This is a genomic window from Galbibacter marinus, from assembly GCF_000300875.1.
GTDB lineage: Bacteria > Bacteroidota > Bacteroidia > Flavobacteriales > Flavobacteriaceae > Galbibacter > Galbibacter marinus.
Genome location: NZ_AMSG01000006.1, coordinates 66,742 through 82,335, shown reverse-complemented (window position 1 = coordinate 82,335; position 15,594 = coordinate 66,742). Strand labels below are relative to the sequence as shown.

The 15,594-nt window shown below is 38.1% G+C and carries 11 protein-coding genes; 4 read left to right on the top strand and 7 right to left on the bottom strand.

Going from position 1 to position 15,594, the window contains the following annotated elements:
• Positions 1 to 3: 3 nt before the first annotated feature.
• The 4 genes from I215_RS06555 to I215_RS06540 all read right to left on the bottom strand — a co-directional run bounded on the left by I215_RS06555 (position 4) and on the right by I215_RS06540 (position 9,009).
• A complete protein-coding gene (locus tag I215_RS06555) occupies positions 4 to 3,102 on the bottom strand; it encodes a SusC/RagA family TonB-linked outer membrane protein (RefSeq protein ID WP_008991181.1) in 3,099 nt (1,032 codons plus the stop codon).
• Positions 3,103 to 3,113: 11 nt separating this feature from the next.
• Positions 3,114 to 4,709 carry a glycoside hydrolase family 32 protein gene (locus tag I215_RS06550; protein ID WP_008991180.1) on the bottom strand — a complete coding sequence of 532 codons (1,596 nt, stop codon included), beginning with the start codon at positions 4,707 to 4,709 and terminating at the stop codon, positions 3,114 to 3,116.
• A 2-nt stretch (positions 4,710 to 4,711) separates the two neighbouring features.
• Positions 4,712 to 6,046: a sugar porter family MFS transporter gene (locus I215_RS06545; protein WP_008991179.1), complete on the bottom strand. Its 1,335-nt coding sequence runs from the start codon at positions 6,044 to 6,046 to the stop codon at positions 4,712 to 4,714.
• Positions 6,047 to 6,291: 245 nt separating this feature from the next.
• A complete protein-coding gene (locus tag I215_RS06540; protein WP_040459935.1) occupies positions 6,292 to 9,009 on the bottom strand; it encodes a substrate-binding domain-containing protein in 2,718 nt (905 codons plus the stop codon).
• 211 nt (positions 9,010 to 9,220) lie between these two features.
• Here I215_RS06540 and I215_RS06535 point away from each other — a divergent pair, with 211 nt between their 5' ends.
• Both I215_RS06535 and I215_RS06530 read left to right on the top strand, forming a co-directional pair.
• A complete protein-coding gene (locus tag I215_RS06535) occupies positions 9,221 to 9,409 on the top strand; it encodes a hypothetical protein (protein WP_008991177.1) in 189 nt (62 codons plus the stop codon).
• 10 nt (positions 9,410 to 9,419) lie between these two features.
• Positions 9,420 to 9,863 carry a virulence RhuM family protein gene (locus I215_RS06530; RefSeq protein ID WP_008991176.1) on the top strand — a complete coding sequence of 148 codons (444 nt, stop codon included), beginning with the start codon at positions 9,420 to 9,422 and terminating at the stop codon, positions 9,861 to 9,863.
• 248 nt (positions 9,864 to 10,111) lie between these two features.
• On the opposite strand, the gene I215_RS06525 is transcribed toward I215_RS06530, so the two are convergent.
• Both I215_RS06525 and I215_RS06520 read right to left on the bottom strand, forming a co-directional pair.
• Positions 10,112 to 10,606: a MepB family protein gene (locus tag I215_RS06525; RefSeq protein ID WP_008991175.1), complete on the bottom strand. Its 495-nt coding sequence runs from the start codon at positions 10,604 to 10,606 to the stop codon at positions 10,112 to 10,114.
• 50 nt (positions 10,607 to 10,656) lie between these two features.
• Positions 10,657 to 11,085 (bottom strand): DUF1801 domain-containing protein, encoded by a 429-nt coding sequence (locus tag I215_RS06520; RefSeq protein WP_008991174.1) that lies wholly within the window; start codon positions 11,083 to 11,085, stop codon positions 10,657 to 10,659.
• Positions 11,086 to 11,592: 507 nt separating this feature from the next.
• On the opposite strand from I215_RS06520, the gene I215_RS06515 reads away from it, so the two are divergent.
• Both I215_RS06515 and I215_RS06510 read left to right on the top strand, forming a co-directional pair.
• Positions 11,593 to 14,040, top strand: a complete 2,448-nt coding sequence (locus I215_RS06515; protein WP_008991173.1) for a DEAD/DEAH box helicase — start codon at positions 11,593 to 11,595, stop codon at positions 14,038 to 14,040.
• 259 nt (positions 14,041 to 14,299) lie between these two features.
• Entirely contained in the window at positions 14,300 to 14,710 is a 411-nt protein-coding gene (locus I215_RS06510; RefSeq protein WP_008991172.1) for a hypothetical protein, read from the top strand.
• A 94-nt stretch (positions 14,711 to 14,804) separates the two neighbouring features.
• On the opposite strand, the gene I215_RS06505 is transcribed toward I215_RS06510, so the two are convergent.
• The gene (locus I215_RS06505) at positions 14,805 to 15,335 is read right to left on the bottom strand and encodes a hypothetical protein (protein ID WP_008991171.1); all 531 of its coding nucleotides are present in this window, start codon (positions 15,333 to 15,335) and stop codon (positions 14,805 to 14,807) included.
• Between the last annotated feature and the right edge of the window lie 259 nt (positions 15,336 to 15,594).

Below are 15,594 nucleotides of genomic sequence, written 5' to 3'. Positions count from 1 at the left end.
GTGTTAGAAGCTTATATCCATTCCCATGGTCACCGTTAACGGTAAAGGGTATCCGAAGGCAGGGTTTTCAGGATCAACTCCGGTGAACTTCTTAGAATTAATCGTGAAAAGATTCTGACCTCCGGTATAAAACCTTAGGGAACTCAGTCCAATACGATTCACTATACTTTGGTCAATGGTGTATCCTATTTGTAAGTTTCGGAGTTTAAAATAATCACCGGGTTCTATATAATAGGTTGAAAAACGGTTTTCTGCATTACTATCAATAGTTGTAAGTGCTGGAATAGTGGAATCAGGATTACTTGGTGACCAAGCATTTAATAGCCTGCTTCCCTTATTGGATCCCACATCATCCACACTCCAAAAATCTGTTTGATATTTTCTGGAATTTATCACATCCACGTCCCCTACTCCGTCAAAAAACAAATTCAAATCAAAACCCTTATAGGCAAAACTCAGATTTAATCCATAGGTAAAACTAGGGTTCGGATTTCCAATCCAAGCTCTATCCTTATCATCAATAACCCCATCACCGTTTAAGTCCTCAAACCGGATTCTTCCTAGATCCTTTCCTTGTTGCTGCGCAGAATTTTGAAGTTCCTCTTCGGAGGTAAAAAGACCATCGGTAACATATCCATACATGGAGTTTATAGGCCTTCCAAGAATATTATCATCCATTCCGTTTCCGCCGTAATTGTTTTGCACCTCAACAGGTAAATAAGTAATCTTATTTCTATTAAGAGCAATATTTCCCGAGATCTCATAGGACAATCCATCGGATTTACCTCCTCTGTATAACAAAGCAAACTCAATACCTTTGTTCTCCATGGATGCCCCGTTCACCCATCGGTTTCCACCTTCTCCGATGGCTCCCAGGTATGGTGGTAATACTAAGATGTCTTCCGTTTCCTTATAGTAAAGATCAAGCGATCCGCTTAAATGCTGATCAAAAAGCCCGAAATCTAAACCAATATTGGTCTGTGTTGTAGTTTCCCATTTTAAGTCATCATTTCCGATTTGAATAGATCTAAAACCCGAAGGCAATAATCCACTTCCCGTTCCCGACAAATCATAAGCAGTTCCATGAGAGGTCCCCCAGGTAGGATCACCACCGGCGTAGTCTGCGATGTATAATGAATAAATGGCATTATTGTCAATTTGCTGATTTCCGGTTTGTCCCCATCCAACTCTCAATTTTAAATCAGAGATAAGATTGGAATTCTCCATAAAACCTTCATCACTGATCCTCCAACCCGCTGAAAATGCAGGGAAGGTACCATAACGATTGTTGGCTCCAAAGCGAGAAGAACCGTCCCTACGGATAGTAGCGGAGAACAAATAGCGACTATCAAAATCATAAGACAGTTTTCCAAAAAAGGAAACCAAACTAAAGGAGGTTGCACTCCCTCCAGTAAAAGACTCTCCAGTTCCGGCATCCGGGTACATATACTGTGGTGTTTCAAGTAAAAAGTCCTCTTTTCTTAAATACGTATTCTCAACTTTTTCTCTATATATTTCAGTTCCTCCCAACACATTAAATTTATGATTCTCTAGGGTCAGATCATATGTAATAGTATTACTCCATGTAATCTTATTGGAGGTGTTCTGATCAATAGTCACTGCGTTTTGATCATTTTTTAAATAACCGGATTGATAACTTCTTTGCAGTGTTCGTTTGTAAAAACTTCCCTGATCGACTCCAAGATTGGTTTTAATATGAAGATTATCGATAGGCTCCACATCAATGTAGAGGTTCCCGAAAAGACGTTGAAATTCATATCCATTATCTTTATTGTACTGAAGAAGTCGCACCGGGTTTTGACGATCGTTCATTCCCCCAACCGGGCCTCCCCATCCTTGGCCGTCTACGGTCCTTACCGGTATGATGGGCAGCGCTCTTAATGCAGGGTCCAATACACCAGGATCACTCACTTCTTCGGTCCTGTTAACGGTAAAGTTTTCACCTATGGTAACGCGATCATTGAAGAGTTTATAAGAACTGTTCATTCTGGCAGAAATCCGGTTAAAGCTGGTCTGTTTAATAATTCCTTGATTGTCATAATACCCCAAGGAGAAGAGGTAATTACCTTTATCGGTTCCATTAGAGACCGATAAATTATAAGATTGTGCAATTCCCATCCTGGATAATTCATCATACCAATCCGTATCTGAAGCCCTGAGGGTCTTTTCAGCATCCAAGTATTCAGGCATCAAAACTTGGTTTAACCTAGGGGTTCCCTGATTCTCGCTCCATTGAAATTGATAACTTAAATTATTCGAATTGGGATCCAAACCATCGTTTATCATGGCCTGCCAAAGCACCTGACCATACTGTTGTGCATTGAGAACCTCCTGTCTGTTGGTGTAGTTAGAAATGGAGGTGTAGTTTTTAAAATTAACTCGCATCTTCCCATTTTTCCCGCTTTTGGTGGTAATTACTATAACACCGTTTGAAGCTCTGGACCCGTAAATACTGGCAGAGGCGGCATCTTTTAAGACCTGAATAGACTCAATATCATTGGGATTTAACTCATGCATACCGGATTTGGTAGGCACTCCATCTATGATATAAAGCGGATCCGTATTGTTAAGAGTCCCTACACCCCTGATAAGGATTTGGGTATTCCCGCCACTTGGGGTTCCGTCGGAGGTGATTTTCACCCCAGCAACCCTACCCTGCAATGCCTGCATTGGATTTGCTTGTGGTTGTTTATTCATTTCATCGATATCCACCACAGAAACAGCTCCTGTGATATCTGCCTTTTTCTGGGTGGTATAGCCCGTCAGCACGACTTCATCCAACTGTTGCGCATCAATTTTCAGTGCTACATCTATAGAATTTGAGCCATTTACAGGAATTTCAACAGTGGAAAATCCTACGTAACTAATGACCAATACAGCATCTGATGCCACATTCTGTAGACTAAAATTACCGTCAAAATCTGTAACCGTCCCTTTTTGAGTATTCTTAATCAAAACTGATACTCCAGGCAAAGGCAGTTGATCATCCTGCGAAATTATGGTACCGCTGACTTGTGCTTGTTGACTCCAAATGGTCATGGAGAACAACAAACAAAACATCACAATTAATTTATGATTCATAAGTTTGGTTTTTAAAGTTTTAGTTCGCTTGCTTTTAAATCGGTTATTAAAAATGTGTGGTTAGAAAGTGATTTAAATTCTAGGAAAGAGTTTTTAGGGAAAAATATTTCAGACATCACTGTTGTTCCCTTATCAAAGAATAATTCGATAGAAGTCTTATCTAATAAAACAGTAACACTTAAATTTTCATTGTCGGAAATTCGGGGAGCAACCGATGGTTTTTTTGCAAAATTCTCGTTAAAATCAACCTTACCGGATTTCGAACGATCGATATAGAACTGCGCCTTAGAATGATCGTATCCAAAAGTCAGGCTATCTCCAATGGCATTGGTGAGTAAGAATTTGTAATCCTTATCCTCTAATTTAGGGATTTCAAAAGAGAGTTCCGTCTTGGACAATGATACATCATCTACAGATACAATGGTAGATCCCTTTGAGAGTTCCATAGATGCTTTTGTAAAGCTCTTATCTAAATAGGAATCTAATTCCATCACAGGGGCAGAAGAAATACGGTATACCCCATCTACAAGGTGAAGCTTAAGTTCTCTTGCAATAGTGGAGGTACTTCTCCAGGTCTCTGTGGGAACTACATTGGCATATTCCCAATTGGACATCCATCCGATAAATAAGGTTCTTCCACCAGGTGCGTTATTCCAGGTCACTCCGGCATAATTATCCTTTCCAAAATCAATCCAATAATCGTGTTTCTCTCCCAGATCATTCACATAGGATTCCGGAGTGAAGGTTTTTCCATCGAAATCTCCCACAAAATACTGCGTCCCCGATCCGCCGTTATAAGCCCCCGGATTTAAACTCTGGATAAGCACCCATTTGACCGTGTCAGTTCCCTGGACCTTCATTGGAATAAAATCCGGGCATTCCCAAACACCACCATGGGCACCAATTCCTTCCCCAAAATCAGAAGCAAATTCCCAATCAATTAAGTCCTTTGAGGTGTAAAACAGGTTTTTTTCGTAAGTAGCCAAGGCCATCACCCACTGATTGCGCTGCGCGTCCCAAGTCACTTTAGGGTCTCTAAAGTCTCTGATCCCCGGATTTTTAAGCACCGGATTATTCTTATATTTGATCCAAGTCTTTCCCTTATCCAGACTATAGGCCATTCCTTGAGTCTGAAAATCATCGCGTCCGCTTTTCTCACCTTCCATATCGTGATAGGTAAACAAAGCTACTATTGGCACTTGCCCATCGCTGCCCAGCCCTGAGGTGTTGTTCTTATCCACCACGGCGCTTCCGGAGAATATCCATCCGTGCTCGTCCGGAAATAAAGCCACGGGTTGGTGCTGCCAACTAATCATGTCCTTGGAGGTGGCATGCCCCCAATGCATGGTTCCCCAGGTACTGCTCTCAGGGTGGTATTGATAGAATAAATGGTAGGTTCCATCTAGATAGAACATCCCGTTTGGATCATTCATCCAATTCTCCTTTGGAGTGAAGTGAAAATTCGGTCTGTAATCTGTATCCTGCATCTCAGCACTGATCACCAGATTCTCAGAGGTCGCTTTGGTTTTCTCAGAGCTGTCCTTGCAACTGGAGAAAAGCAAAATTGTACTTAATAAAATTGTTAGAGTTAGCGTGTTAACATTCATAATCAGTTAGATTTAAATTTAGATTTTAAAGAAAGTTCCCTACTCAGATCTTCGAGTGATTTCCCTTTGGTTTCGGGCATCATAAACAAGACAAATAGTAGTTGGAAAAACATCATAATAGCAAAAAACAGAAATACATACCCAGCCCCGATAGAGGTGAATAATACCGGAACAAATGACGGGATGATAGCAGCCAGCACCCAGTGAACAGAAGAACCGAATGCCTGGCCCGAGGCTCGCAAGTGATTGGGGAAGATTTCAGAAATGAATACCCAAATCACAGCGCCCTGCCCTACGGCATGAGAGGCGATAAAAATAAAGAGGAAGATTGGAACCCATAAACCTCCCCATTGAAAGAAAAATGCACAGGCCACTAGTAAAAGTGAGATTATATAGCCGATAGATCCAACCAACATCAATTGTTTTCGACCTGCTTTATCAATTAGAAATACACCGATAAGGGTGAATATCAAATTCACCACTCCTATACCAATGCTGCTTAGCAAAGAGGAATCCTGCTCTAAACCGGCTATTTCAAAAATTCGTGGTGCATAATATAGAAAGGCATTTATACCGGACATTTGGTTAAAAAAAGCTACTAAAAATGCCAACATTAATGGGAAGCGATACCTTTTTAAAAAAATAGACTCCGCTGTAGTTCTATCTCCTTTAGATTGTTGGATATTCTCGGATAGCTGGTCTATATCCATGCCGATATTCATTTTTTGTAGCACCTGTTTGGCCTCGGCAATTTTTGATTTGGACAACAACCATCTTGGGCTCTTTGGAATAAACAAAACAAAAAGCATATATATAAAAGCCGGAATGGCTTCCACGCCAAGCATCCACCTCCAAGGCTGATTCCCCGCATCTCGCAGCAAATAATTGGAAAGAAAGGCCATAAGTATACCCAGTACAATATTAAACTGATACATAGAAACCAAGCGGCCTCGATTCTTAGGTGGAGCGATCTCTGAGATATAGGTAGGAGCGGCAATGGTAGAGGCTCCAACGCCTAGTCCACCAATAAATCGGAATGCGGCAAAAGAAACTGGATCATTTACAAGCGCCGAACCAATTGCGGAGACCAAATACAATGCCCCTATAAAGAATAAGGTGTTCCTTCGACCAAACTTATTGGTGGGAATCCCTCCAAATATAGCACCCACTACTGTTCCCCATAAGGCCATTGCCATTACAACAGAACCATGGAAGGCATCCGTTGTACCCCATAGTTCTTGCAATTGCTTATCGGCTCCTGATATAACTACAGTATCAAACCCAAAAAGAAACCCTGCAAGAGCAGCACAAATAGACCAAAGTGTCAATTTATTCATAGCACATCTTTAATGTTAGACCACTAAAGTATGCGTAATAAATCATTGTCTATTCTAAGAAAAATTCAAAAACTTCTGAAATTGTTAATCAGCCCTCTAATTGCAGACAAAAACCTAACTTACAGATATTTAACTAATTTTAACATTTTAAAACTACAACGTAATAGTTTTAGTCATGTAACCTAAATTTAAAAATTGATACATCATTTGACCAAACTATAACGATAACGTTCTAAATGTCCATTCTAACTTCTGTAGCGATTTGGGGAGATTCCATATTTATTTTTAAAAGCGGTGGAAAAATACCCGGGAGACGAGAAGCCTACCTCATATGCAATTTCGGCTATGGAAAAGGTATTGTCCGTAAGAAGCTCCTTAGCTCTTTCCAATCGAATTTCGTTCATATAGTCACTTACGGAAACCCCAAGTATGGCCTTGGTTTTTCTATAAAGTTGAACCCTAGAGATATGTAGCGCCTTTGCCAATTCTTCCACTGAAAAATCAGGGTTGGTTAAATTATCAGTAACAAGGCTGTTCATTTTTTTGATAAAATCTTGTTGCTCTTTATTAAAATCACTGTGCACCACACTATCCAGCTTATTGGTATAATAATAACGTAACCGCTCTCTGTTGTACAACATCGTCCTTAAGACCTGTCTTAGGGACTCCATTTGGAATGGCTTAGTCATATAAAAATCCGCGCCCGCATTTAAGGCTTTCAAATATGATTCTTCATCCGAGAGTGCTGTTAGTACAATTACCGGTATATGTGATGTGCGAAGATCCTCTTTAATCTTTTTTGCGATATCAAAACCAGAGATTTCAGGTAAATTCAGATCACAAATAACGATATCGGGTATAAGCTCCAATGCCTCTTGAAATGCATCAATACCATTTGAAAGGTAAATATTAAACCCATCTTGTAATTGTTTTCTTAAAAGAAAACACAAGTCTATATTGTCTTCTATAATAAAGAGATTAGGTAATTGCTCATTTGTCACAACAGGAAGCTTCTGAGGTGTTTCTATTTTAATATCCTGGTTCATACCGGAAGTGGTCCTCAGATGCTTCACACCTTCAGACTGGACAACCAAATCCTTGAAGTGTTCTTTTCCTTTGAGTATGGTAATTACGAATTCTGTACCGTTTTGTAGATGAATTTCAATGGTTCCTTTATGCAGTTCTACAAATTGTTTTGCAACATAGAGCCCAAGCCCAGAACTCGGTCTTTGGTTATTAGTTGCTTGTGTAAAAGGGTCAAAGATATTTTCAATATCCTCCATAGGAATACCAATACCGGAATCTTTGATATAAATTTTCACGCATTCATCCAGCTCCTCCACTGTTACCTCTATTTTACCGTTGGCAGGGGTAAACTTCAATGCATTTGAAAGCACATTAAAAAAAACCTTATCAATAGCATTGATATCAATCCATAGATAACAAGGTGATTTTGGATACTTTTCCCTTAAACGAACCGAATGCTTAACGGCCTCTAATTTAAAATCGTTAATAAGTTGTTGTAATACCTCTACAACATCCACTTTTTGGGGTTTTAATGAAAACGAATCCGATTCGAGTTTCCTGAAATCAAGCAATTCATTAATCAACCTTCTCAGCCGCTTAGAATTATTGTGAATGAGGTTAATTTCAAAAGAAGAACGGTCAGCCAATGTTTTATTTTGCTCCAAAATGGTTTCAACAGAACTCGTAATTAGCGTAAGCGGGGTCTTGAACTCATGAGACAGGGCGGTGAAAAAGTTAATTTTACTCTCATTTGAAGCCTTTAATTGTTTGGCAAATTTCTTAATTTGATTTCTTTGGGTTTTAATCCTTTCATTTATCAATTCCAATTTTCGTTTACTTCGGCTAATCTTTATACCGGAATAGATACTCCATAGCGCCAGTGCCAGTAGGAGTACCAATAGTCCTATCATCAATTTAATCAACGTGTTCTGAGATTGATACTCCTTTAGTTGCTGATCGATTACCAACTGCTGTCCTTTGATATCATTTTGCTGTTCCACCAGTTTATTAAACTGATTTTGCATCAAATCAACATTGACCGAATCAATAACCACTGTATTTAGGGTGTTGTTTTTTCTGACGAGTTCTCCACGTACTATTTTAACTGCCAAATCAATGGCCTCTGCCCCTCCTGTAGGATACAAAATGGTGGCTAAAAGAATCTCATCTTTGACATATTGTATTCCTCCGTTAGGACCATACAACCCATCAACGCCGATTATTTTTACATCCTTATCTAGGTTACGACTCTTAAGCACCTCCCAAACCCCCATTGCCATACGGTCATTGTGCGCAAAAATGTAATTAGGAGTCACGCTGTCCAGCAGCTTTTCCAAAGGTGCAATTAGAGATGGCTTTTCCCAATCGCCATTAATGGTGGCAATTAAATCTACCTTGTCAGATTTTGAAAGTACCGTCTCAAATCCTTGTTGGCGCTCTTTGGCCGGCGATGAGGCAATATCTCCAGTGATTTGAACTACAGTGGCTCTTTGCTTAAGCCCGGAAAGAATATATTTTGCGGCATCCTTCCCTATTTCAATATTATCGGCTCCTATATAGGCCGTATAATTAGTACCATCTATGTTTCTATCAATAATGATTGTAGGAATACCGGATTTTGTAGCATTTTCAATGGCATTGGTCACCGGCATGGATTTAATTGGGGATACGATAAGCACATCCACTTTAGACTCCACGAAGTCCTGAATCTGTTTAATTTGAGTCTCTACATCATTATTTGCATTTTTTATTTCCAAATCAATATCAGGATATAAAGAAGATTGAATTTGCATACTCTTTTCCATCTCGCGCCTCCAATTATCAGAACTCATGGCTTGAGAGAACCCAACACGAATTCCCTTATCCGCATCAGGTGAATTACAAGATGCGTAAAGCAATATTAAAAACAAAAAACAAGTAAGCCTATATATAATCATGGTTATACCCTTAACGCAGCCCAAGTTAACCAATCGAATTGAAATTTTTTAATTTTCAATAATTTAAACCTTAATCAAATGAGCAGCGGCTCTTTGACCACCTCAACGAAGTAGTGTCTATTTTACAACTAAACAACCCAAAGAATAACCTGTAGTAGTTCGCAATATATCTTACCTTCCTCTATAAGCAATATGTACAAAACAGCGGCAAATGATAAAACTTAAATTAGAATTATTCGAGTATCAAGAACCTGCTATCAAATCTGTAGTTCTATTTGGTAAAACAGCCAAACAATGGCGTGAGGACAACCCCAACGAAAAAGGCTATATAAGAGATATGGCAACTATCCAACAATTGGTTGTTCTTTCAAATTTAGAAAGTATAAATATTCGTATATAAAAATTAACTGATGAAGAACCAGATTGAAATATATCAAGCCATGGATGGTCAAACTCAAGTTGAAGTAACGTTCGATCAGGACACTGTATGGCTTAATCGAAAGCAATTAGCTGAATTGTTTGGGCGTGATATTAAAACTATCGGGGAACACATTAACAATGTCTTTGACGAGGAAGAACTGGATAAAGATTCAGTTGTCGCAAAATTTGCGACAACTGCAATTGATAATAAGATATATCAGATAGACCATTACAATCTAGATGTTATTATTTCAGTTGGATATCGCGTAAAATCCCGACAGGGCACCCAATTCCGTCAATGGGCAACTCAACGCTTAAAAGAATATCTGGTACAAGGCTACGTTATTAATGAAAAACGATTAGCTCAGAAACAGCAAGAAGTTCAGACCCTGAAAAGATGGTATTCGCATTTTAAGCCGAGCAATCGAGGGTAAAATAGAACGGTAAAGAAACTTATTATTAGTGTGCTAAACAGAAACCAGTAAATTAACCGGGAGTGTAAACTGAACTGTCGTACATTTGATTAGAATAACTATATTTAATTAAGCGTGTATTCAGGTTTAATTACCCCATTTGCTTATTTTGGTTCGTCAGCACTTGATTTTTTATTGACTGGACAGCTTACCAAAATAATTACAAATGTGGCTATGGTTAAACTTTTTTCGTTGTCGGTGCGTTTTTATCAATTCCGGCTGTATAAATCATTTACTTTTTTAAAATCAGTCATTTTACCGATTTCATAAAAATAGCTGAGTTGCCAATTTTGAGTCAGTTCGGCTTGTTTGTTTTTTACGATGTCCCAACTCGGGTAAACTCGAAATGCTCTTTTTCCTTCTTTCTTGCAGCTGGAGATTATTCCTTTTCCAATCAACACAGATTTCGGAAAAACAAATTGTCCGAATCCATTTTCAGTTCTAACATTCACAACATAAAAGTCAATTTTGTCGTTTTCTTCAAAGGGTTCAATTGGTCCATTCTCATTTCGTTTCCAAAACGTCACGAATTGCCCCACTCTTTTAGGTGTAATTTTAGCATTCCTGCAAATAATTTTGCGCCCATTTAAATCAAACCGGCAAGCATCATACTCCCTACTTTCAGGTTCTAGTTTGAAGTGTGAAATTTCAAAGGAGCATTTATCGTAAATCTCTGTTTTTATTTGGTTTAAATTCTCGTCCACCTATTTTAAAGGATACATCTGTTAGCCACTGATTGTTTTTTCTTCGGTTTTCAAATTCCTAATGTAACCAGTTCTTTTACATTGTGATAAGTCAAGGATGCTTTTATACATTCCTTTAGTTCCAATTCGGGAATTCTCTGGTTTAGATCGAATATAATAGCACGATTGCCTTCATATTGAAATTTAGTGCCAAATACTAACCTGAAAGTATCAACGAGTCGATTCGTGCATTGAAAATACATTGCAAATTGATCCGGCGATTTTTCTTTCCAATCCATACGGAGCGTACTGCCTCGTTTGGTAACAAAACTGGGTTCGCCCCATTTCAAAGTTTCTTCCAACATGTCCACCCCTTCTGTTTCCTTGGCCGTTTCTATGACCAATGCTCTCAAAAATTGCAATTTACCCCGAACAAAGTCAGGATACTTAGCAAAAATGGCTTCTACCCTGGGATCAGTTTTTAAATCTAATTTACCCATTCAAAACGTTTATTATACCTGTATGGCAATCTACTCTCTCAAAAATACAATTTTTTGCATAAGGATTGATCGTACAAAAAAGGTAAATGGTTTAAAATTCAGCGCATCTTCTATAATGGCTATGTTTTAATTGTGTTGTTCAAAGAACAAGATGCACGAGGATATCAGTAACATGCCTTTCTACAGTCTGGATCGCTCGTTACGCCGAGGATATCAGACTCAGGTGGATTATCCGAAAGAAAAGTCAATAGCAAGGAACTTTAACCAGTGTCCAAGGTATTTTTCAGTTATTATTTATCCTCGAATGATTTTCATTGACAAAGCACGGTATCAAAGGAGAAAAAGCACGCATTCCATTATCGAAAGTTAAATCCAAAAAAAACTTTAGAGGATTATATCGAGAAGTATCTATCTGAATATTACTTCAAATCCCTCCGCCAAGTTTTCAATATACTTTCTACAGATCAAGATCTACATCATAAAATCAAAGTCGGCGAAAAACGCTATATGATCCAACGCTGCCATTTTGATTCTTCCCAGACTCCTGAGCTATATTTCAAGATCGAGAAAACAGGTAAAAAGCTTTCGATAGTCACTTTTTTTCAACTCGGTAATCAGACCTACAAGGCTACGGACTTTCAGCAGTCCCGATTCTTAATTTGTAAAGAAGATAATTATTACTTGTTAAAAAAGTTGGATTGGCAGTTGATGGAGGAAATTGCTGAGGCCGGGGCATTCAGTCACCAAACCTACCTTGAAAAATACCATGACAAACTGAAAAGGTATCCCTTGGATCTCGAAGGTGTCTTTGAAGAAGAGACTAGGGAAACCACCCCAAAAGCCATAATCCAGATTTCCGAATTGGGAGGCGATATGTTGTTGTTTTTACCCCGTTGGGAGTATGACGGTACCATTGTGGAAGACCATAAAACTCAATTTTCAGTTTATGATGGACTCAAACGGATTACTTATCTCCGTAATAAAGAAGAAGAAGGTAAAACATTGGAGTTTATGGAAAACGCCCATCCTAAATTTAAAGGACAGGGCAGCTTTTTCTTAAAGTTTGAAGAAGCTTCCAAAAAGAATTGGTTTTTTAACTTTTACCACGAGCAACTCAAGGATAATTTTACGATAACCGGTATGGATATGCTGGGCTATTTTAGGTATTCGAGCCACCAGGTAGTGTCTCGTCTAAAAATCACAAAAACCTTGGACAATATGGTCACCGCCAAATTTACAACTCATTTCGGTGACGAAAAAATAGACACAATAACCTTACAGAAAGCCCTAAAGCGAGGGGATTCCTTTGTTTTATTAAAGGATAGTTCCCTTGGTATACTCACAAAAGACTGGTTGAAAAACTATGCCCTACTTGTAAGAAATGCAAATGTAGATGGAGACGAGATCGAATTTCCAAAATGGCTGCTGTTCATTTTTGATTCTGCCCGAAACCACACTGCTGCTAATATGGTATTGCCAAAAGATTGGCTGGAAAAATGGGATCGCTGGAACCAATCAGAGGAGCAGCTTTATGAAAAACCGGATTTGGTACAGGCCGATTTAAGAAATTACCAACATAAGGGTTATGAGTGGATTAATTTGATGGCTGAAATCGATGCTGGTACACTGCTGGCTGATGATATGGGACTGGGGAAAACTTTGCAGACTATCACATCAATGTCCTACTGGTTAGAGAGCAATCCAAAATCTAAATTCTTGATCATCTGCCCTGCTTCGCTTATTTACAATTGGAAAAATGAATTTGAAAAGTTTGCGCCCAATTTCAATCTTTGTATCTATCATGGAACTCAACGTGATATTAACCATTTTTTAGAAGGTGAGTATCAAGTACTGATCACCTCCTACCCTTTAATTAGGAACGATAATGAACTGATGTCAAAAATGCTTTGGGATGCCATTGTATTGGATGAAAGCCATCACATTAAAAACTATACGGCTAAACAAACTCAAGCCGTCCTGAAGCTCAGAGGAAGACGCAGAGTTATCCTCAACGGTACTCCGATTATGAACAATGTAACAGATTTGTTTCCACAATTACATTTTCTTCTTCCTCAGCTCTTTCCTTCCCTAAAGCAATTTAAGGAACAGTTCGAGAAACCCCTTGCGTTCAAAAAAGGAGAAGAACAAGTGAATACGCTTAAAAAACTAACCAGTCCGTTTATTTTAAGGCGAACCAAACAAACCGCTGGTCCGGACCTACCGCCTAAAACAGAATCTGTGCTCTGGTGCGAAATGGGAGAACACCAACGTTTGGCTTACGAAGAGGTCAAAAACAAGGTAAAGAGTAACATTATGGTTGAAATCAACGATAAAGGATTGAACAAGGCCAAATTAGGAGTACTACAAGGAATCACCAAGCTCAGACAGGTTTGCAGTTCACCTCGGCTTTTAAAAGAAGAGACGGATTTCAACAACAGGCCTTCCATAAAAATCGATAGTCTGATCGAAACCCTAACCACGGATCTAGCCGAGAACAAAGTCATTGTATTCTCTCAATTTTTAGGGACTATGGATCTGCTATGCGAAGCCTTTGAAGAAAACGATATTACATATCGCCAGTTTAGGGGAAAAACAGCTGCAAAGGAGCGTATCCGATTGGTTTCTGAATTTCAAGAAGAAGATTCGGATATACAGGTGTTTTTATTAAGTCTTATGGCGGGAAATTCCGGAATCAACCTTACCAATGCCAATTATGTTTTCCTGATGGAACCCTGGTGGAACAAAGCCGTACAGCAACAAGCCATTGATCGAACCCACCGTATCGGCCAGGATCAAAAAGTTTTTGCCTACAATATGATCTGTAAGGATACTATTGAAGAAAAGATTATGGCCTTACAAGAGAAAAAACAGATTCTTTCGGATGAGGTTGTTTCGGATGACAGTAACTTCCTAAAAAGCCTAACCGCAGATGATATTGCCTTTTTGTTTGAATAGTTTATCCAAATTTAAAAAAGGGTGAGATAAACGGAGTACAGGTTATCTTTTAATTGATGTTTAAATCTTTAATTATATGATTGAGCAGGGATTATAATATTCTAACAGTATGTAAATAATTTAAGTATTGGATGAAGTAGTAACAGACATAGGCTGCTATATAGCTCATTTTATTGAACACCTACTGTAGTTGTTGAAAACATTTGTTTCTTGGTTTTCGATATGCTATCTTAACTGAAACTAAAACCTTCTACACATTATGTGTGAAATTTCAGATCAAATAAAGTTTTGCACCTGCACTGATAAAAGTATTGAGGAGCTTGAGGATTATTGGGTGTTATATCGATTAAAAGAACCTGGTGAGTATACTACAGATGTCATCGGCATGGTAATCCCTAGGCATTGCACAAATAATAAAACAAAGGAAATAAACATAGAACTATTGTTAAAGTTATTAAACTCCAACAGTATTTTTGACAAGCCTATTTCCATTATTAAGGATGATATTTTATACATTCACTTCCTTAATCCAATAGGTTACACCAGCATAGAATATCAATTTAAGTTTACGGGAAAAGCATGGGAAAACCTCCCATTGAATGACATAGCTATTTTTATGAATAGAAAGGAGTCCAGTGGTAAAGTTCAAAATGGAATTAAACCGAAATAAATTTTATAAATACACCCACAGTAATCAACATAGACCCAAAAGATGATTATGTCGGTTTCTGCGAATGTTCAATATGACTTAAATAATGCATTGCCTATTCACAATATGACTTAATAATATCACTCACATCCTCAAAAGTGTGTTCATCTATCAAAGAAAAATCCATTTCAATCGAAAAATGAGTAAGGAATGTTGTCAATTCTTCTTGGAGATCATCGTCCAGACCAGAACCCACTGGGTTATATAATTTATAGGCTAATTCCCTACCATATTCTTGATTAAATTGTTCCATTTTCATATGCTTTGATGTGATTTCAGTTTCCTCTAGATATCTTAAATAACGCTGGTTCAACACCCAGAAATTTAGTGCTGTGCGTTCTTCAATGCTTAATTTTCTTATAAATTCAGACAGGAAACCTATCATTTCAAGTTGTTGCTCTGGTGGCGGCAAATCTCCATTGTAATGACTTACAATGATGAGAAGTTCGGTTAATTCACTTTTCTCATTTTCTGATCCATATGTGTACAAATTTAACAAACGGCGAAGTACTATTTCCTTAGCAAATCTTAGAATTACATTGTTAACCTCCTTGGTAATGTATAATTTATCGTCTACCGTAATCATTACTGAAATTCATTTTTAAATTAGTTGATCTTAAAATATTTATCATTGATGAATTTTTATATTCATAATAATGCACATACTCAGCCGATTGGGCATTATTGCGTTTCCTTTATTAATTCCAAAGTTAAAATAAAGTTCGTGTTTGTACCCAAACATTCACGTTCAAATATCAGAATTAATTAAATATATTTTAACGTTTTATAATTTTATTTCATAACCCGACGACAATTTGAAAAATAAATCTAGTAAAGATCACGAG